The 17,945-nt window shown below is 70.3% G+C and carries 19 protein-coding genes; 3 read left to right on the top strand and 16 right to left on the bottom strand.

The window, feature by feature from the left end; all coding sequences use genetic code 11:
- Window positions 1-16: 16 nt before the first annotated feature.
- The 6 genes from ACFWY5_RS19050 to ACFWY5_RS19075 form a co-directional block, all read right to left on the bottom strand.
- The gene (locus ACFWY5_RS19050) at window positions 17-1,618 is read right to left on the bottom strand and encodes a cation acetate symporter (protein ID WP_379613297.1); all 1,602 of its coding nucleotides are present in this window, start codon (window positions 1,616-1,618) and stop codon (window positions 17-19) included.
- Window positions 1,615-1,947, bottom strand: a complete 333-nt coding sequence (locus tag ACFWY5_RS19055; RefSeq protein ID WP_379613298.1) for a DUF485 domain-containing protein — start codon at window positions 1,945-1,947, stop codon at window positions 1,615-1,617. The genes ACFWY5_RS19050 and ACFWY5_RS19055 overlap by 4 nt, the downstream gene beginning before the upstream one ends.
- 253 nt (window positions 1,948-2,200) lie before the next feature.
- On the bottom strand, window positions 2,201-3,019 hold the full coding sequence (locus ACFWY5_RS19060) for a carbohydrate ABC transporter permease (protein WP_379613299.1): 819 nt from the start codon (window positions 3,017-3,019) through the stop codon (window positions 2,201-2,203).
- On the bottom strand, window positions 3,000-3,899 hold the full coding sequence (locus tag ACFWY5_RS19065) for a carbohydrate ABC transporter permease (RefSeq protein WP_221340486.1): 900 nt from the start codon (window positions 3,897-3,899) through the stop codon (window positions 3,000-3,002). The genes ACFWY5_RS19060 and ACFWY5_RS19065 overlap by 20 nt, the downstream gene beginning before the upstream one ends.
- The gene (locus ACFWY5_RS19070) at window positions 3,896-5,149 is read right to left on the bottom strand and encodes an ABC transporter substrate-binding protein (protein ID WP_379633324.1); all 1,254 of its coding nucleotides are present in this window, start codon (window positions 5,147-5,149) and stop codon (window positions 3,896-3,898) included. The genes ACFWY5_RS19065 and ACFWY5_RS19070 overlap by 4 nt, the downstream gene beginning before the upstream one ends.
- Window positions 5,150-5,180: 31 nt before the next feature.
- Window positions 5,181-6,344 carry a trans-sulfuration enzyme family protein gene (locus ACFWY5_RS19075; RefSeq protein WP_379613301.1) on the bottom strand — a complete coding sequence of 388 codons (1,164 nt, stop codon included), beginning with the start codon at window positions 6,342-6,344 and terminating at the stop codon, window positions 5,181-5,183.
- A gap of 11 nt (window positions 6,345-6,355) precedes the next feature.
- Here ACFWY5_RS19075 and ACFWY5_RS19080 point away from each other — a divergent pair, with 11 nt between their 5' ends.
- A complete protein-coding gene (locus tag ACFWY5_RS19080) occupies window positions 6,356-7,330 on the top strand; it encodes a LacI family DNA-binding transcriptional regulator (protein ID WP_379633326.1) in 975 nt (324 codons plus the stop codon).
- Here ACFWY5_RS19080 and ACFWY5_RS19085 read toward each other — a convergent pair.
- From ACFWY5_RS19085 to ACFWY5_RS19130, 10 genes are all read right to left on the bottom strand, one after another.
- Window positions 7,327-8,811: a cation acetate symporter gene (locus tag ACFWY5_RS19085; protein WP_379613303.1), complete on the bottom strand. Its 1,485-nt coding sequence runs from the start codon at window positions 8,809-8,811 to the stop codon at window positions 7,327-7,329. The two genes, ACFWY5_RS19080 and ACFWY5_RS19085, sit on opposite strands and share 4 nt — an antisense overlap.
- A complete protein-coding gene (locus tag ACFWY5_RS19090; RefSeq protein WP_379613304.1) occupies window positions 8,808-9,173 on the bottom strand; it encodes a hypothetical protein in 366 nt (121 codons plus the stop codon). The genes ACFWY5_RS19085 and ACFWY5_RS19090 overlap by 4 nt, the downstream gene beginning before the upstream one ends.
- Window positions 9,170-9,907 (bottom strand): LytR/AlgR family response regulator transcription factor, encoded by a 738-nt coding sequence (locus ACFWY5_RS19095; RefSeq protein ID WP_379613305.1) that lies wholly within the window; start codon window positions 9,905-9,907, stop codon window positions 9,170-9,172. The genes ACFWY5_RS19090 and ACFWY5_RS19095 overlap by 4 nt, the downstream gene beginning before the upstream one ends.
- A gap of 78 nt (window positions 9,908-9,985) precedes the next feature.
- Window positions 9,986-11,164, bottom strand: coding sequence for a sensor histidine kinase (locus ACFWY5_RS19100; protein WP_379633328.1), 1,179 nt, complete (start codon window positions 11,162-11,164; stop codon window positions 9,986-9,988).
- Entirely contained in the window at window positions 11,143-11,562 is a 420-nt protein-coding gene (locus ACFWY5_RS19105) for an HIT family protein (RefSeq protein WP_379633330.1), read from the bottom strand. Before ACFWY5_RS19105 ends, ACFWY5_RS19100 begins: the two co-directional genes overlap by 22 nt.
- Window positions 11,559-12,266: a DUF1838 family protein gene (locus ACFWY5_RS19110; protein ID WP_379633332.1), complete on the bottom strand. Its 708-nt coding sequence runs from the start codon at window positions 12,264-12,266 to the stop codon at window positions 11,559-11,561. The genes ACFWY5_RS19105 and ACFWY5_RS19110 overlap by 4 nt, the downstream gene beginning before the upstream one ends.
- A 51-nt stretch (window positions 12,267-12,317) precedes the next feature.
- Window positions 12,318-12,743 (bottom strand): protease inhibitor I42 family protein, encoded by a 426-nt coding sequence (locus ACFWY5_RS19115; RefSeq protein WP_379613309.1) that lies wholly within the window; start codon window positions 12,741-12,743, stop codon window positions 12,318-12,320.
- A gap of 44 nt (window positions 12,744-12,787) precedes the next feature.
- A complete protein-coding gene (locus ACFWY5_RS19120) occupies window positions 12,788-13,237 on the bottom strand; it encodes a hypothetical protein (protein WP_379633334.1) in 450 nt (149 codons plus the stop codon).
- A gap of 106 nt (window positions 13,238-13,343) precedes the next feature.
- On the bottom strand, window positions 13,344-13,664 hold the full coding sequence (locus ACFWY5_RS19125) for a hypothetical protein (protein ID WP_379613311.1): 321 nt from the start codon (window positions 13,662-13,664) through the stop codon (window positions 13,344-13,346).
- Between the two features lie 81 nt (window positions 13,665-13,745).
- Window positions 13,746-13,907, bottom strand: coding sequence for a hypothetical protein (locus tag ACFWY5_RS19130; RefSeq protein ID WP_379613312.1), 162 nt, complete (start codon window positions 13,905-13,907; stop codon window positions 13,746-13,748).
- A 102-nt stretch (window positions 13,908-14,009) separates the two neighbouring features.
- Between ACFWY5_RS19130 and ACFWY5_RS19135 the strand changes: the two genes are divergently transcribed.
- Complete coding sequence (locus ACFWY5_RS19135) at window positions 14,010-17,102, top strand: DEAD/DEAH box helicase (protein ID WP_379633336.1); 3,093 nt, start codon at window positions 14,010-14,012, stop codon at window positions 17,100-17,102.
- Between the two features lie 2 nt (window positions 17,103-17,104).
- Complete coding sequence (locus ACFWY5_RS19140) at window positions 17,105-17,914, top strand: SWIM zinc finger family protein (RefSeq protein ID WP_379633338.1); 810 nt, start codon at window positions 17,105-17,107, stop codon at window positions 17,912-17,914.
- Window positions 17,915-17,945 lie beyond the last annotated feature (31 nt).

Consider the following 17,945-nt stretch of genomic DNA (forward strand, 5'->3'; position numbering starts at 1 on the left):
CGGGCGCCCCACGCGGTCAGTGCTCGGCGGCCTTCTCCGCGCCCACGCCGGTGAGCGAGCGGACCTCGATCTCGGCGTACTTGGCGGCGTTGTACTCCTTGCTGAGCACGGTGCCGAGCCAGCCGAAGAAGAAGCCGAGCGGGATCGAGATGATGCCGGGGTTGGACAGGTTCCAGATGTGGAAGTCGGCGCCCTTGATCAGCGCGGTCTTCGAGCCGGAGACCACCGGCGAGAAGATCACGAGGATCAGGCAGGAGATCAGGCCGCCGTAGATGGCGGCGACGGCTCCGGCGGTGTTGAACCGCTTCCAGAACAGGCTGTACAGGATCGCCGGCAGGTTGCCCGACGCGGCGACCGCGAAGGCCAGCGCGACGAGGAACGCCACGTTCTGGCCCTGGGCGAGGATGCCGAGTCCGATGGCCGCCGCGCCGATGACGAAGGCGGAGACCCGGGCCACGACGACCTCTTCGCGCTCGGTGGCGTTGCCCTTCTTGAACACGTGGGCGTACAGGTCGTGGGCGAAGCTGGACGAGGAGGCCAGCGTGAGCCCGGCGACCACGGCCAGGATCGTGGCGAAGGCGACGGCGCCGATGAGCGCCAGCAGGACGGTGCCGCCGACGGTGCCGAAGAAGTTCTCGCCGATGGCCGCCGCGAGCTGGGGCGCCGCGGTGTTGCCCGCGGTGTCCGAGGCCGGGATCTTGACCAGCGCCGCGGCGCCGAAGCCGAGCACCAGCGTCAGCAGGTAGAACGTGCCGATGATGCCGATGCCCCACAGGACGGACTTGCGGGCGTCCTTGGCGGTGGGCACGGTGTAGAAGCGGATGAGGATGTGCGGCAGGCCGGCGGTGCCGAGGACGAGCGCGAGTCCGAGGCTGATCAGGTCGATCTTGCCCATGAGGCCCTGGGCCTCGGTGCCGTACTTGAGGCCGGGTTCGAGGAACGCCGCGCCCTTGCCGCTGGCCTCGGTGGCGGCGCCGAGCAGCGCCGAGAGGTTGAAGTTGTACTTGGCCAGCACCAGCACGGTGATCAGCGCCGCGCCGCCCATGAGCAGGACGGCCTTGACGATCTGGACCCAGGTGGTGCCCTTCATGCCGCCGAACACCACGTAGACGATCATCAGCGCGCCGACGGCGACGATCGTCCAGTTCTTGGCCTCGGCGCTGGTGATGCCGAGCAGCAGCCCGACCAGCGCGCCCGCGCCGACCATCTGGGCCAGCAGGTAGAAGATGCTGACGACGATGGTGGAGACGCCGGCGGCGGTACGGACCGGGCGCGGGCTCATCCGGAAGGCCAGCACGTCGGCCATCGTGAACTTGCCCGAGTTACGCATGAGCTCGGCGACCAGCAGCAACGCCACCAGCCAGGCCACGAGGAAGCCGATGGAGTACAGGAAGCCGTCGTAGCCGGACAGCGCGATCATGCCGGCGATGCCGAGGAACGACGCGGCCGACATGTAGTCGCCGCCGATGGCGAGGCCGTTCTGGACGCCGGTGAAGGACCGCCCGCCGGCGTAGTAGTCGGCGGCGGTCTTGGTGTTGCGGCTCGCCCAGAAGGTGATGCCGAGCGTGGCGGCCACGAACGTCAGGAACAGGATCGTGGAAAGTGTGGACGAACTCACTTGGTCTGCTCCTCGACTTCGTGCCGGAGCTTGTCGGCCAGCGGGTCCAGCTTCTTCTCCGCGTGCCTGGAGTAGGCCCAGGCGATCCAGAAGGTGGAGACGAACTGCAGCAGGCCCAGGATCAATCCGACGTTGATGTTGCCGAGCACCTGAATGCCCATGAAGTCCCGCGCCCACCCGGACAGCACGACATACAGGAGGTACCAGACGAGGAACGCGACCGTCATCGGGAAGGTCCAAGCGCGGAACCGGCGCTTCAACTCCTGGAATTCACTGCTCTGCTGAACCCGTTCATAGACCGACGCGTCGTGTTCTTGTGTTGTCACCATGCCTCCCGCTTAGTGTGATGGGGATCACGCACAAGGTAAGAGCGCAAACTACCCTCCGTGGAGGTCCACAGTCCCGTCGTTCGGCGAGCCGCCGCCGCGTGGCGTTTAGTTGGGCATGGCCTGCGGTGAAAGGTCCGTTTCACGCGATAAGCGGTAACCGTCGTCGTTTCACGGGATAAGTCCGGGCATTCGAGATGAATGGCCGCTTGATGTGTATACACACAACTACTCAGCGTAATCAAGCAGGGAGGGCTCAGCCCTTGACGGCTCCGGCGGTCAGGCCCTCGACGATGTAGCGGCGGATCGCGGCGAACAGGATGAGGGTGGGGATGACCGAGACCACGGTGGCGGCGGCCATCGAGCCCCAGTCGATGTCGTACTGGGTGATGAAGGAGTTCATGGCGACCGGCACCGTCTTGGCGTCCTCGCTGTCGATGAAGGTGATGGCCAGGAACAGCTCGTTCCAGCACTGCACGAACGCGAAGATGAACGTCGCCGCGATCCCCGGCAGCATCACCGGGATGACCACGCGCACCAGCGCCGACAGCCGCGAGGCCCCGTCCACCTGGGCGGCCTCCTCCAGCGCGACCGGCACCCGTTCGTAGAAGCCGCGCATGATGATCGTGGAGAACGGCACCAGCATGGCGACATAGACCACCATGAGGCCGGCCAGCCGGTTGAGCAGGTCGAGGTCGGACATCAGCAGGTAGAGCGGGCCCAGGGCGATGAACAGCGGGATCATCTGGGTCACCAGGAAGGCCAGCATCAGCGCTCCCCTGCCGGGGAAGGTGAAGCGGGCCAGGGTGTAGCCGCCGAGGACGCCGATCACGGTGACCGCGGCCGCCGCGACCAGCGAGACCATCAGGCTGTTGGCGAGGTAGCGGCCGAAGTCGGCGAACTCGAACAGTTCGGCGTAGTGCTCGAAGGTGAGGTTGGCCGGCCAGTACTTCAGCGGCATCGAGAAGATCTCGGCCTTGGGCTTGAGCGAGGTGACGACGATCCAGTAGAGCGGGAAGACGGTGATGAGCAGCCAGGCGCCCAGCACCGTCCCCTTAGCGAGCCTTTTCACCATCGGCGGACCTCGTCACGTTCAGGTAGAAGATGCTGAAGGCCAGCAGCAACGCAAGGACCAGCAGCCCGACGGCGCCGGCCCGGCCGTAGTCGCCGCCCATGACCTGCTGGATGAGGAAGGTGGTGACGATGTCGGTGCTGCCGGCGGGTCCGCCGCCGGTCATGGAGTAGATCAGGTCGGGGAAGTTGAGGATCCAGATGATCCGCAGCAGCACGATCAGCGCCAGCGTGGGCCGGATGTGCGGCAGGGTGACGTGCCAGAACTGGCGCAGCCGGGAGGCGCCGTCCACGCCCGCCGCCTCGTAGAGCTCCTTGGGGACCGACTGCAGCGCGGCCATGATCATGATGGCGAAGAACGTCGTGCCGTACCAGACGTTGGCCACGATGACCGAGGTCATCGCCCAGCCGGGCGTGGACAGGAAGCCGATGCGCTGGTCGATGATCCCGGTCTTGAGCAGCAGGTCGTTGATCACGCCGAACTGCCCGTTGAACATCCACCGCCACAGCAGCCCGATCAGGAACCCGGACATGGCCCACGGGAAGAACACCCACGCCTGGTAGAGCCCGCGGCCCCTGAAGTGCCTCCTGAGCAGCAACGCCAGCCCGAAACCCAGCACGAACTGGAAGAACAGCGAGACCACGACCCACGTGCCGGTGTTGCGCAGCGAGGTCCAGAACCGCTCCTCGGCCAGCACCGCGGCGAAGTTCTCCAGGCCGACGAAGGGCGTCTGCGTCAGGTCGAACAGGTTGTAGCGCTGGAAGGCCATGACGCTGCCGCGCACCATCGGCCAGTAGGTGAACAGGACGACGAACACGATCCCGGGCAGCAGGCACAGCGTGATGAACGCCGCCCTGCGCCCGGTGAACGCCCTCTTGGTCACGAGACCTTCTTCGCCTGGTCGGTCCAGAAGGCGTCCCAGGCCTTCAGCACGTCGGCGGTGCTCTTCTTGCCGGTCAGCAGCGCCTGCACGTCACGGTCGGAGTCGACGAGGAACTGGCTCCATCCCGGGTAGTCCACGGGCCGGATCGTGATCACCTGCTTGGGGTCCTGCTGCGCCTCCAGGTAGGCCTTCCAGGCGCCCTGGGAGAACTGCGGGTCGCTCTGCGCCTGCTTGGAGATCGGGATGAGCGAGTTGCCCTTGGCGAAGCGGATGCTCTGCTGCGACTCCGACAGGAACTGCACCAGCTTGACCGCCTGGTCCCGATGCTTGGTGAAGGAGGTGACGCCCCATCCGGCGTAGCCGACGGGCTGGTAGGCGTATCCGCTCGGGCCCTTCGGGATCGGCGCCGTGGACCACGCCTTGACCCCGCTCTCCTCGACCGTCTTGATCACTTCGGGGTCCTGGATGAGCATGCCGGTGACGCCCGAGGTGAAGCCCTGCACCATCTCCGGGTAGGCCCACGAGACCGAGTCCGGCGGCGAGGCCTCCTTGAAGATCTTGACGAACAGGTCGAGCGCCTGCGCGGCCTCGGGAGTGGCGAAGATCGTGCGCTTGTCCGTCAGGTAGAAGGACTTGTCCGGGTTGAGCGCCTCGCCGTTGTAGGCGCTGATCATCATGACGGCGTAGTCGGCGCCGCCCTTGCCCCCGCGGAAGGAGTAGCCGAACCGCTCGCCGCCGGTCATCTTCTTGCCCGCCTCGTACAGCTCCTGCCACGTCTTCGGCGGCGCGGCCATGCCCCAGTCGGTGCGGTAGAAGAGCGTGCGCTGGTAGAAGCCATAGGGGATGAGGTACGGCTTGCCGCCCACCTCGACCGCCTTCTTCTGGGTCAGTTCGGTCAGGCCGGCCCAGCCGCTCCACTCGGTCGTGGGCAGTTCGCCGAGCCAGCCGTTGTTGGAGAAGGACTTGGCCGTGTGGTCGCGGACCTCCAGCACGTCCAGGCCCTTCTTCGTCTGCAGGATCTGGGTGATCTTCTGGTCGGCGCTGTCCAGCGGCGGCGAGATGAGCTCCACCTTGACGCCCGGGTTGGCCTTCTCGAAGTCGGCGAGCAGTGACTTGAGCAGCTTGGTGCGCTCCGGGCTGGTCAGGCTCTCGACCATGCGCAGCCGTACCTCGCCGGGGCCGGAGCCGGTGGACGACCCGCAGCCCGCGAGCAGCACGGTGAGGGCGGCAAGGGCCAGGAAGGATTTCACGACGCCTCCATAGATGTGACAGCGCTGTCAGTCACGCTAGGCGACCGACCCCCTCCAGCGCTAGACCGAGGTCCTTGATCAATGTGTCCGCGGACTCAAGGCCGACCGACAGCCGCACCAGCCCGACGGGGATGCCCATGGTCGCCCGTACGCTCTCCTCGACCGACAGCGCCGGCACGTTGACCAGCGACTCGAAGCCGCCCCACGAGACGCCGATGCGGAAGTGCCGCAGCCGGTCCAGGAACTCGGCCGCCTCCTCACGCGACTCGGTGTCCAGCTCGATGCTGAACAGGCTGGAGAAGCCGGACATCTGGGCCTTCGCCCGCACATGGCCCGGGTGGGAGGGCAGGCCGGGGTGGTTGACCACCCGGACGGCCGGGTGCTCGTCCAGGAAGGCGGCGACGGCCAGGCCGCGCTCCTGGTGCGCGGCCATCCGCACCGGCAGCGTGCGCAGGCCCTTGATCACCTTGGCGGCGTCGTGGGGTGACATGGCGGCGCCGTACAGCTGATACTCGGTCAGCGCGAGCGGCCTGATCAGCCGCGACGGGCCGGCCACCACGCCGCCGACCAGGTCGCTGTGCCCGCCCACGTACTTCGACAGCGAGTGCAGCACCAGGTCGACCCCGAGCGTCAGCGGCTTCTGGAAGATGGGGGTGGACCAGGTGTTGTCCATGGCCGTGACGAGGCCGCGCTCCCTGGCCCAGCCGGTGACGGCCGCGATGTCGAAGACCTCGTAGCGCATGTAGGACGGCGACTCGAAGTAGAGTAGGCGCGTGCTCGACCTGATAGCGCTGTCACACCCCGCGAGATCGCTGACGTGCGTATGCGTGACGCCGAATTTCTCCAGATAGCGCAGAAACTGGGTCGTCGGCCCGTAGACGGCGCCCAGCACCAGCACGTGGTCGCCCGCCGACACCAGCGACGAGATCGTGGCCGAGATCGCGCCCATGCCGGAGGCGAAGCACTTGGCCCGCTCCGCCCGCTCCAGCGCGGCGAGCTTGCGCTGGGCCAGGTCGACGGTCGGGTTGGTGCCGCGCCAGTAGACGTAGCGCTCGTCCTCGTCCTTGATCGCCTCGCCCAGCTCGCCGGCCGTGCGGAAGGTGAACAGGGAGTTCTCGAACACCGGCGGGTTGACCGCGCCGAGCAGCCACGGCTCGTCCTCGCCGAGGCGTCCGCAGATCCATTCATCATCCATGGGGGCAGAGTATGACAGCGCGCAAGCCGACCATGGCCGACGTGGCCAGGTACGCGGGGGTCAGCCTGAAAACGGTCTCCCGGGTGGTCAACCGGGAGCCGCACGTCAGCACCGAGGTCCAGCTAAAAGTGGGCGCCGCGATCAGCGCGCTCGGCTTCCGCCGCAACGAGGCGGCGGCCCGGCTGGCCAGGGGCGCCACGATGCTGACCATCGGGCTGGTGATGGAGAACATCTCCAACGAGTTCTACTCGCGCCTGGCCAAGGCGGTCGAGGCGGCCGCCGCCGAGCACGAGGCGCTGGTCGTGTTCGGCTCCTACGAGGAGCGGCCCGAGCGCGAGCGCATGCTGGTCGAGTCCATGTACGCCCGCGGCGTCGACTCCCTCATCGTCGTCCCGTCGTCGGGCGACCACGCGTGGCTGGCCAGGCACACCGGCCTGACCACGGTCTTCGTGGACCGGCTGCCGCCCGGCCAGGACAGCGACGTGGTCCTGCTCGACGACCTGAGGGGCGGCCGCCTGGCCACCGGGCACCTGCTCGCGCACGGCCATCGAAGGATCGCGCTGATCTCCGACGACGTACGGCTGAGCTCGGTGCGCGACCGGGCAACCGGCTACCGGGAGGCGCTCGGCGCGCCGGACGAGCGCCTCGTCGTGCACGGCGTCTTCGACCCGTGGCGCGTCTCGCAGGAGGTCGCCCGGCTGCTCGACCTGGCCGACCCGCCCACCGCGTTCTTCGCCACCAACAACCGGGCCGCGATCGGCATCCTGCAGGCCCTGCGCGAGCGCCCGGAACGCCCCGCCTACGTGGGTTTCGATGACTTCGCGCTGGCGGAGGTGTTCAACCCCGGCGTGAGCGTGGTCCGCTACGACATCGACCGCATCGCCCGCAGCGCGGTCGGCCTCCTGCTGGACCCGTCCGGACGGCCGCGCCGGGTGACCGTACCGGTGGAGCTGGTCGTCCGCGGATCCGGCGAGCGCGCCCCCTAGCCTTTGGGCCGCCAGTCGCCGCGGTCCAGGTCGAGGTCCTCGGGCGTGTGCAGGCGTACCATCGTCCTGGCCACGCCCGGCGGCACCCGGTGCGGGGTCAGGAACGACACCGCCACCATCACGGTGAACGCGATCGGCACCGTCCACGCCGCCGGCTGCGCCAGCAGCGCGTTGACGACCCCGTCGTACGGCCCGCCGATGATCGTGGCCAGCACCGCGCAGCAGGCCAGCCCGCCCCCGGCGAACAGCCCGGCGAGCGCGCCCGTCGTGGTCAGGCGCCGCCACCAGATGCCGAGCACGAGCAGCGGGCAGAACGAGGAGGCCGCCACCGCGAAGGCCAGCCCCACCACGTCGGCCACGGGCAGCGAGCGCGCCCACAACGCCAGCGCCAGCGGCACCGCCACGGCCATCAGCGTGGCGATCCTGAACGAGCGCACGCCGCCGCCCAGCAGATCCTGCGCGATCACCCCGGCCACCGACACGGTCAGCCCCGACGAGGTGGACAGGAACGCCGCGAACGCCCCCGCCGTCACCAGCGCGGTCAGCAGGTCCCCGAGCGTGCCGCCGACCATCGTGCCGGGCAGCGTGAGCACGACCGCGTCGGTGCGGGCCAGGTCGGGGGTGTAGAGCCGGCCCAGCCAGCCGTAGGCGGCGGGCAGCAGGTAGAAGGCGCCGAGCAGCGTCAGCACCACGAGCGTCGTACGGCGCGCCGCCCGCCCGTCCGGATTGGTGTAGAAGCGCACCAGCACGTGCGGCAGCCCCATCGTGCCCAGGAACGTCGCCAGGATCAGCGAGTACGTGGAGTACAGCCCGTACTCCTTGCCGCTGCTCAGCGGCATCTGCCAGGTGGCCGCGTCGGCCGCGCTCAGGCCGGGCGCGCCGTCACGCTTCCAGGCCAGCAGCAGGAACACCAGCGGCACCGCCAGCGCGGTCAGCTTCAGCCAGTACTGGAAGGCCTGCACGAACGTGATCGAGCGCATCCCGCCCGACAACACGTTGACCGCCACCACGACCGCCACCAGCAGCCCGCCGACCCAGATCGGCGCCCCGGTGATCGTGCGCAGCACCAGCCCGGCGCTCTGGAACTGCGGCATCAGGTAGAGCCAGCCGATCAGCACCACGAGCACGCTGGCCGTACGGCGCACGGCCATCGACTCCAGCCTGGCCTCGGCGAAGTCGGGCAGCGTGTACGCGCCGGAGCGCCGCAGCGGGGCCGAGACGAGCACGAGCAGCACCAGGTAGCCGCCGGTCCAGCCGACCGGCAGCCAGAGCATGTCGATGCCGTAGGTGAGGATGAGGCCGGCGATGCCGAGGAAGGAGGCGGCCGACAGGTACTCGCCGCCGATGGCCGAGGCGTTCCAGAGCGGGCTGACCGTGCGGGAGGCGACGTAGAAGTCGGAGGTGGTGCGGGAGAACCGGATGCCGAACGCGCCGATGAGCACCGCGGCCACCACGACGACCACGACCGCGGTCAAACTCATTTGCGCTCGACCAGGTCGGCGAAGTGGCGTTCGTTGCGTTCGGCCTGCCGTACGTAGAGCCAGGCTCCCACCACGAAGGCGGGATAGATGAGGCAGGCGAGCACCGCCCACGGCAGTGGCACGCCGAGCAGGTGCAGGCCGCGCACGTCCGGCAGGAGCAGGAACAGCAGCGGCAGCCCGCCGATCACGCAGGCCAGCACGGTGCAGACGAACAACGCCAGGCGGAACTGGGTGCGCAGCAGGGAGCGCATGTAGACCTCGCCGACCACGGTCTGCTCGTCGATCTCGCGCGTGGCCGGGTAGCGGCGGCGGCGGGCGGCGGCGGTGCGGGGGCTGGTGACGGCGACGCGGCGGTTGCTCATCGTTTGGCTCTTCTGACGAGGAGGTCGCGCAGCTCGCGGGTGTGGCGGCGGCTGACCGGGATCTCGGTGCTGCCCACGGTCACCGTGCACCTGCCCGAGTCGATGTGCAGCTCCTCGATGTGCTTGACCGCGACCAGGTGGCTGCGGTGGACCCGGACGAACCCGGCGGCGGCCCAGCGTTCCTCCAGCGTGTTGAGGGGGATGCGGACCAGGTGGGTGCCCGTCTGGGTGTGCAGGCGAGCGTAGTCGCCCTGCGCCTCCACGTACACGACATCGGCGGAGGAGACGAAGCGCGTCACCCCGCCCAGCTCGACCGGGATCGTGTCGGCGTCCTCGCCGTCCGGCGCCACGTCGGAGGACAGGGCCACCCTGCGGATCGCCTCGGCCAGGCGTTCCGGGCGTACCGGCTTGAGCAGGTAGTCCTCGGCCTTGATCTCGAACGCGTCGACCGCGTGCTCCTCGTAGGCGGTCACGAACACCACCCGGGGCGGGTTGGCGAACTGCGCCAGCAGGCGGCCCAGCACCACGCCGTCGAGCCCGCGCATCCTGATGTCGAGGAAGACCGCGTCGACCGGGCGGCCCTCGGCGATGCCGCGGTCGAGCTGCCGCAGCGCCGCGGCGCCGTCGCGGGCGGTCAGCACCTCGTCGATCCGCGGGTCGGCGCGCAGCAGGTAGGACAGGTCCTCCAGAGCCGGAAGTTCATCGTCGACCGCCAGGACGCGCAAGCCAGCCACGCAACACTCCTTCCGATCCCTTGACAGTGATAAAAGCGACAAGAGGCGTCAAGCCCGTCACGCGCAGGTCACAGGTCACTAGCGGGCCGAGACCCCCGGGTGGTACTTCGGCACGCGCACGTTGACCTTGGTCCCGGCGCCCTTGCCGGTCTCCACGACCAGGCCGTACTCATCACCGTAGACCTGGCGCAGGCGCTCGTCGACGTTGGCCAGGCCCACGCCGCCCGCGCTGACCACCTCTCCGGCCAGGATGAGCCGGAGCCGGTCGGGGTCCATGCCGAGACCGTCGTCCTCGACGCTGATGCGGCACTCGGCCCCGGCGTCCTCGGCGACGATGGTGATCCGGCCGACGCCGTTCTTGCTCTCCAGGCCGTGCCGTACCGCGTTCTCCACGAGCGGCTGCAGGCAGAGGAACGGCACCGCGACCGGCAGCACCTCCGGCGCGATCCTGAGCGTGACCTGGAGCTGGTCGCCGAAGCGGGCGCGTTCCAGGATCAGGTAGCGGTCGATGGAGCGCAGTTCCTCGGCCAGCGTGGTGAAGTCGCCGTGGCGGCGGAAGGAGTAGCGGGTGAAGTCGGCGAACTCCAGCAGCAGCTCGCGGGCGCGCTCCGGGTCGGTGCGGACGAACGAGGCGATCGTGGTCAGCGAGTTGTAGATGAAGTGGGGGGAGATCTGCGCGCGCAGCGCCCGTACCTCGGCCTCCATCAGGCGGGTGCGGGAGCGGTCGAGCTCGGCCAGTTCCAGCTGGGAGTCGACCCAGCCGGCCGTCTCCTGGGCCGCGCGCACCAGCCCGGCGGAGGCGGTTGGGCCGTAGGCGGCCAGCGAGCCGACGATGCGGTCGTCGGTGGTCAGCGGCACCACGACCGCGTGCCTGATCGGGCATTCGAGCAGCTCGCACGGGATCGACAGCACCTGGGTACGGCCGTCGCGCAGGGTCGCCGCCGCGTGGTCCAGGGCGTCGGCGGCGTGGTGGTCGCCGATGCCGTCGTACACCAGCAGCCGCTCGCCGTCCGTGATCGCCAGCGCCGGCGAGCCGAGCAGCTCGCGCAGGTGGCGCGAGGCCTTCTGCGCGCCCTCGGCGGTCAGCCCGGCGCGCAGCGGCGGCGCGGCCAGCGAGGCGGTGTGCAGCGTCTCGAACGTGGCCCGCTCGGCCGGCCCGGTCCCCAGCTCGCGCCGGCCGCGCAGGACCCGCCACAGCACCACGGCCGGGACGCCGACCAGCACCACCGCCAGGATCAGGCCGACGGCGAGTTCCATGACTTCCTGATCAGCTCGGCGTAGGACTCGGCCTCGGCGTCGTCGGCGTACTTGGTGCGCGGCCAGAAGAAGCCGCGCAGCCCGTCCTTCTTCTGGCGCGGCACGATGTGCACGTGCAGGTGGGCGACGCTCTGGCTGATCCGGTTGTTCATCGCGACGAACGTGCCCGCCGCCCGCAGGCCCTCCTCCACCGCGCGGGCGGCTGCCTGGACGCGTTCGAAGAACGGGCCGACGCCGGTGAGGTCGGCCAGCGTCTCCACGTGACGGCGCGGCACCAGCAGGACATGGCCCTTGAAGACCGGCCTCGTGTCGAGGAAGCCGACGGCCACCTCGTCGGAGAAGACCGTGAAGGCGGGCCGTTCCCCCGCGATGATCTCGCAGAACAGGTCGGTGCTCACCCGCCGACTTTAGCCGCGAACGCCGACCAGCTGCTCACGTTGGGGCCGCCCCACTCCTGGGGCGCGTGCAGGAAGTGCTCGCCGACGTGCGCGGCCAGCCGCTCGGGGGCCTCGGCGACCTTGCCGCCCCTGACGTGGTAGACGAGGCCGCCGGGGCGCTGACCCATCGCCATCCAGGGCAGCCACGGCGAGACGCGGCTCCAGGAGAAGAAGCTGGGCACGTTCTGGATGTCGCTCTCCACGTCCTCGGCCTTCGCGAAGAACTGGAAGAGCTCGAGGGCACGATAGGTATCGTTTGCCGAATTTTCCGGAAATTCCGCGACTTTGAGGGGCGAGGGGTAGGCGAGACGGATGTCCACATTGAAGATGACCTGGTCGCCGATCCTTGTCCGCGGGACCGGGTACGCGCCCAGGCGCTGGTTGACCGGGTCGTTGAAGACGTGCTGGACCTCGACCTTCCGGCCGGTGAACGGGTTGTCCCAGGTCTGGAGGATCTCGCGGGACTTCGGGTCGAGATAGGCGGCGGCCTCGCGGGTCAGGAGCTGCCAGGCGCCGTCGGCCTCGGCCACGCGCGCCACGTTGAGGCCTTCGAACCCGAACAGGTGGTGCGGGCCGTCGTCGTCCTGCCAGCCGTACACGTCGCCGGTCCACCACGAGATCGTCTCGGCGCCGTCGGTCGAGGCGCGCACCCGAAGGAAATCCATGGGGTGAAGCCTCTACGACCGCGCGTCAGGTTTCAAGACACTCTGTCGTGATCACTTGACGGTGATGGTGAAGATCGCGGTTCCGGACTCCCTGACGCTGTCCGGGGCCGTCGGCGTCTTCTCCGCCCCGCAGCGCCAGCAGTTGTACAGCTTGACCTCCGTCGTGCCCGGCCGCTTGGCGTTGAAGACGAAGTAGCCGGTGCCGCCGCTGCCCGGGGCGTCGCCGTCGCTCTCATGCTCCTCGCTGATGAACGAGGCCACCGTCGCGTCCGGCACCTCGACCAGCGACCAGTTGTCGCCGACCGACGGGTTGTCGGCGACGACCAGCGAGAAACGATCGCCCTGGCTCACCTCGACCGGGGTCGTCCGGCCCTTGGCGCCCTTCACGACGGTGCCGTAGTCGCTGACCGCCGAACCCGCGCCGCATCCCGCCGCCGCGACGGCCAGCAGGACCGCCGCGGCCCATGTCCTCTTCACCTGCCGCAGCGTATCGTTCCCTCCCCGGGGGTACGGCGGCGCGTTCAGCGCCTGCGCTTGAGCAGGCGGCGCACGACGAGGGCGACGATGGTGCCCACGGCGGCCATCACCAGGATGGGGCGCTTCTTCGCCTCCGTGGCGGCGGCGTCGGCCACCTCCCCGGCCTTGTCCGTCGCGGCCGCGGCCGTGTCCTTGGCGGCCACCGCCATCTCGCCCGCCTTGTCCTTCGCCGTGGCTGCCAGCTCGCCCGCCTTGTCCTTGGCCGTCGCGGCCGTGTCCTTGGCCGTCGCGGCGACCTCGCCCGCCTTCTCCTTGGCCGTGTCGGCCATGTCGCCTGCTTTATCCTTAGCCGTCGCCATCGCGTCGCCTGCCTTGTCTCTCGTTCCGGTCGTCTCATCGGGCTTCGCACCGGCCGGGGTACCCACCGTGGCCCGGTGCGCGCCCACGTCTCCCGCGCTGCGGTCCCGGTCCATCCCGGGATCTGCCTCGGTCATCTCCGGGCCCCTCCTTCACCACGTCGGCACGGATGGAAGGCGCCCGCGGCGTGTGCCGCCGCCTCCTCCGACGAGAAAGGCGCCTACCCAGCCGGGAGGCGCTCTATCACGGCTGTTCCCCGCGCAGGTCCTCGCGCATGGCGTCGCGGGCGGCGAGAAGCGGGTCCTTCTCCTCGGCGTGCTCACGGATCGCGGCGAGCTCTTCCTCCGCGCGCACGTCCGTGACGTCCCCGTGCGTGTTGTCGGCCGCGACGAACACGCCGCGCGCCTTGCGCGCCGCTTCGGCGGCCTCGGCGTTCTCCGCCGCACCCGCCCGGGTCTGCGGCACGTTGATCGAGGTCGGGTCCACGGGCGTGCCCACGACGGCCTCGTGCGCGCCGACGTAACCTGCGGTCACTCCCTCGACGTATTCCTCGTGCTCCTCCATCGGCCCTGCCTTCCCGTGCTCTCACCCGTGGTTCTAACCGCACGGGTCGAGATCAACGGCAAAGCCCCGGCCACGATGTGGTCAGCGCCGGGCGAGCCTCAGCAGGAACCCGACCACCGCCACGGCGTCGGACGACTTGGGCACCTCACACCAGCCACCCGGCTTGTCCGGCGCGGCGAACGGCGAGGGCAGTTCGCACGGCGGCGCCGGCGGTTTGGGGCGTTCGCACCAGGATCCGGTCATACCGTCAGCGTACGTCGGGCCCCGCCGCCGCCGCGAGCCTCCATCCGGTAAGCGTCACCCCAACGGCGGCGTGCTGTCGGTGTCCGGCGGTAGCCTGCCGGGGTGCTGGTGGTGCATGGAGTGTGGGCGGGTGGCGGGCTCGCCTTCTGGGCGGAGGACACCGAGGCGGTCGGAGCCGTGTCGCGTGGTGCCTGGCCGCGGCCTCATCCGTTCGCCGCCGGGCATGAGGAGCTGGCCGCCCATCTCGGGCTGTCCGGCGGCGGGCACCGCGTGATGGAGATGGTGCTGCCGGGCTCGGCCGCCGCCCCGGTGCCGTCGCCGGAGACCGGGCTTCTGGGCGACGGGGTGCGAGCGCGGGCGCGCGTCTGGCGGGTACCGGTCGTGGTGCCGGAGGCCGGACGCTGCCTCGACCTGCTCGGCTCCGGCGGGGCGACGGTGCGGTTCTGGGGCGTCGTGGCGGAGCTCGCCCGCGATCTCGTACGGCGCGGCCGTGTCCTGCCCCAGCTCCTGCCGTCCGCCGAGCACCCGGGATCCGCGGATGGGGGGGACGCGGTTGAGGCGGACGCGGACGAGGGGCTGGCCATGTGGGCCGTCCCGCAGGACACGGCGCTGGCTCGGTGGCGGGTGGTGCTGACCGGGCAGGACGCCGCGCGGTTCCGGGAGCTGGCCCTGGCGATGCCGCCCGCCTGCCGTACCGGAGACGTGGAGCGGGCCTCGGCCGGGGTGCTGCGCGCGGCGCTCGACCACTTCGCCGACGCCCACGTCAGGGCCAAGGTCCACGAGCCGCTGGTGGCGCGGCCCCGCACGCTCAGGGACCGCTGGCTGGCCGCGCTCACCGGGCCCGGCGCCTCCTGCCCGGACGTGCCGGAGCTGCGGGAGGCGCTGACCGGGTGGTATGACGCGGTGGCGGCGGCCGACAGTTCGGCGCGCGTCAGCTTCCGCCTGGTCGAGCCCTCGGCGGACGCCGATGCCGGTGACGCGGGGTCCGGGAGTGCGGGGTCCGGGAGTGCGGGGTCCGGGAGTGCGGGGTCCGGGAGTGCGGGGTCCGGGAGTGCGGGGTCCGGGAGTGACGACGGGTGGCGGGTGGAGCTGGCGTTGCAGGCCGTGGACGATCCGAGCCTGTACGTCCCCGCCGACCGGATCTGGCGGGGTGAGCCGCTGCCGGGGTTGCCTTCGCGGCCCGAGCGGGAGCTCCTGACCGGGCTGGGCAGGGCGGTACGCCTCTATCCCGATCTCGACCCCGCTCTCCGGGTGGCCGAGCCGCGGGAGCTGGTCCTCGACACCGCGGGCGCGTTCACCTTCCTGCGGCAGGCGGCGCCGCTGCTGCAGGCGGCCGGGTTCGGGGTGCAGCTGCCCCGCTGGGCCGGGCGGGCCAAGCTGGGGCTCAAGCTGACCACCCGGACCAAGAGCCAGCAGGCGGCCACCGGCCAGGGGTTCGGGTTGCGGGAGCTGGTCGACTTCCGTATCGATCTGGCCGTCGGTGACGAGAGCGTCAGTGAGGAGGAGCTGGCGGAGCTGGCCCGGCTCAAGGTGCCGCTGGTGCGTGTGCGCGGGCAGTGGGTGGAGCTGGACGAGCGCCAGCTCAAGGCGGCCCTGCGGGCGGTCGAGGGGCGCAGGGACGGCGAGCTGAGCGCGGCCGAGATCCTGCGGAACGTCGTTCAGGGCGAGGACGACGAGCTGCCCCTGCTGGAGATCGACGCCGACGGTGTCCTCGGCGATCTGCTGTCGGGGCAGGCCGAGCGGCGGCTGACCCCGCTGGCCACCCCGGCCGGGATCGACGCCACCCTGCGGCCCTACCAGGAGCGCGGGCTGGCCTGGCTGAGCTTCCTGTCGGAGCTGGGGCTGGGCGGCGTCCTGGCCGACGACATGGGCCTGGGCAAGACGATCACCACGCTGGCGCTGCTGGCCCACGAGAGGGCTCAGGCCGTACCGGCGTCGCCGACGTTGCTCGTGTGCCCGATGTCGCTGGTCGGGAACTGGCAGCGGGAGGCGGCCAGGTTCGCGCCCGGCCTGAAGGTCTACGTGCACCACGGCAGCGGACGTGACGCCGCCCAGGCAGAGGGCGCCGATCTGGTGATCACCACGTACGGCACCGCCCAGCGCGACCTGGAGACCCTGAAGGGCTTCACCTGGCAACGCGTCGTCTGCGACGAAGCCCAGGCGATCAAGAACAGCGGCACCCTGCAGGCCCGCGCCGTACGGGCGATCCCCACCCGCACCCGCCTCGCCCTGACCGGCACCCCGGTGGAGAACCACCTGGCCGAGCTCTGGTCGATCATGGAGTTCTGCAATCCCGGGATGCTGGGCTCGCGTTCCAGGTTCAGGTCCCGCTACCAGGAGCCGATCGAGGCCCGCCAGGACGAGCAGGCCACGCTCGCGCTCAAACGCGCCACCGGGCCGTTCGTGCTGCGCCGACTCAAGACCGACCGGTCCATCATCACCGACCTGCCGGAGAAGCTGGAGGTCAAGGAGTGGTGCTCGCTCACCCCCGAGCAGGCCTCCCTGTACCAGGCGGTGGTCGACGACATGATGGGCAAGATCGACGGCAGCGAGGGCATCGAGCGGCGCGGGCTGGTGCTGGCCGCGATGGCCAAGCTCAAGCAGGTCTGCAACCACCCGGCGCACCTGCTGAAGGACGGTTCGCGGCTGACGGGCCGTTCGGGCAAGCTGGCCCGGCTGGAGGAGCTGACCGAGGAGATCGTGGCGGAGGGCGAGAAGGCGCTGGTCTTCACGCAGTACGCGGAGTTCGGCACGATGCTGCAGCCGTACCTGGCCGCCCGGCTGGACCGCCCGGTGCTCTGGCTGCACGGCGGCCTGGCGAAGAAGGCGCGTGACCGGCTCGTCGACCGGTTCCAGAACGACCCGGAGCCGATGGTGTTCCTGCTCTCGCTGAAGGCCGCGGGCGTCGGCCTCAACCTGACCGCGGCAAGCCACGTCATCCACGTGGACCGCTGGTGGAACCCGGCCGTCGAGAACCAGGCCACCGACCGGGCGTTCCGCATCGGGCAGCGCAAGAACGTCCAGGTGCGCAAGCTGATCTGCGCGGGCACCCTCGAAGAGCGCGTTGACGAGATGATCGAGCGCAAGAAGGCGCTGGCGGAGCGGGTGGTCGGCACCGGCGAGGACTGGCTCACCGACCTGTCCTCCCAGGAGCTGCGCGAGGTCTTCCGCCTGGGCGCCGAGGCGGTGAGCTGAGCATGCCGGTCGGCAGGGACGGATGGTACGACGGCGGCCGGCCGATCACGGTCGAGGGCGGGCTCAAGGCGCGCACCCAGCGCGGCACGATCGGCGCCTCGTGGTGGTCGCGCAGGTTCGTCGACATCCTGGAGCGGGTGTGCGACAAGGGGCGGCTGGCGCGCGGGCGCACCTACGCGCGCAAGGGCCAGGTGCTCTCGCTGGAGCTGGCCGCGGGCCTGGTGAGCGCCAGGGTGCAGGGCTCGCGCCCGGACCCGTACGAGGTGGCGGTCAGGGTCGAGGTGTACGCGGAGGCGCTGTGGGCCGAGCTGGAGGCGGCGATCGCCGGGCAGGCGGTGCACCGGGCCAAGCTGCTGGCCGGGGAGATGCCGGCGGAGATCGAGGAGGTCTTCGCCGCGATGGGCGTCGACCTGTTCCCGCACGATCTGGACATGGAGTGCTCGTGCCCGGACTGGGGGTTTCCGTGCAAGCACCTGTCGGCGGTGCTCTACCTGCTGGCCGAGTCGTTCGACGACGACCCGTTTCTGGTGCTGGCGTGGCGGGGCCGTACCAAAGAGCAGTTGCTGGGGTCGCTGGCCGATGACGGCGGGGCGGGCGGCGACCCGCTGGCGGTGGCGGACGTGCCGTTCGCCGACCGGCTGGCCGACTTCTACGCGGCGGGCGCGAGCCTGGGGCGGCCGGAGCGGCGGGCGGCGGGCGCGCCCGATCTGCTGCTGCGGTTGTTCCCGCCGCCGGAGGGGCTGGCGCACCAGCTCGGACCGGCTTATATCGGCATGGCCGCAGATCTTGAGGCACCCGCCGGCGAGACCTAATATGAGGGCCCTCTCGCCCCGAACCGGAGAG

It is taken from the genome of Nonomuraea sp. NPDC059007, from assembly GCF_042740555.1.
Lineage (GTDB): Bacteria > Actinomycetota > Actinomycetes > Streptosporangiales > Streptosporangiaceae > Nonomuraea.

What these genes read in the sequence shown, in the direction of transcription:
- ACFWY5_RS19055 (WP_379613298.1), bottom strand. Translation starts at nt 1,947, where the DNA reads ATGGTGACAACACAAGAACACGACGCGTCGGTCTATGAACGGGTTCAG.
- ACFWY5_RS19060 (WP_379613299.1), bottom strand. Translation starts at nt 3,019, where the DNA reads ATGGTGAAAAGGCTCGCTAAGGGGACGGTGCTGGGCGCCTGGCTGCTC.
- ACFWY5_RS19075 (WP_379613301.1), bottom strand. Translation starts at nt 6,344, where the DNA reads ATGGATGATGAATGGATCTGCGGACGCCTCGGCGAGGACGAGCCGTGG.
- ACFWY5_RS19080 (WP_379633326.1), top strand. Translation starts at nt 6,356, where the DNA reads ATGACAGCGCGCAAGCCGACCATGGCCGACGTGGCCAGGTACGCGGGG.
- ACFWY5_RS19085 (WP_379613303.1), bottom strand. Translation starts at nt 8,811, where the DNA reads ATGAGTTTGACCGCGGTCGTGGTCGTCGTGGTGGCCGCGGTGCTCATC.
- ACFWY5_RS19090 (WP_379613304.1), bottom strand. Translation starts at nt 9,173, where the DNA reads ATGAGCAACCGCCGCGTCGCCGTCACCAGCCCCCGCACCGCCGCCGCC.
- ACFWY5_RS19100 (WP_379633328.1), bottom strand. Translation starts at nt 11,164, where the DNA reads ATGGAACTCGCCGTCGGCCTGATCCTGGCGGTGGTGCTGGTCGGCGTC.
- ACFWY5_RS19110 (WP_379633332.1), bottom strand. Translation starts at nt 12,266, where the DNA reads ATGGATTTCCTTCGGGTGCGCGCCTCGACCGACGGCGCCGAGACGATC.
- ACFWY5_RS19120 (WP_379633334.1), bottom strand. Translation starts at nt 13,237, where the DNA reads ATGACCGAGGCAGATCCCGGGATGGACCGGGACCGCAGCGCGGGAGAC.
- ACFWY5_RS19125 (WP_379613311.1), bottom strand. Translation starts at nt 13,664, where the DNA reads ATGGAGGAGCACGAGGAATACGTCGAGGGAGTGACCGCAGGTTACGTC.
- ACFWY5_RS19130 (WP_379613312.1), bottom strand. Translation starts at nt 13,907, where the DNA reads ATGACCGGATCCTGGTGCGAACGCCCCAAACCGCCGGCGCCGCCGTGC.
- ACFWY5_RS19140 (WP_379633338.1), top strand. Translation starts at nt 17,105, where the DNA reads ATGCCGGTCGGCAGGGACGGATGGTACGACGGCGGCCGGCCGATCACG.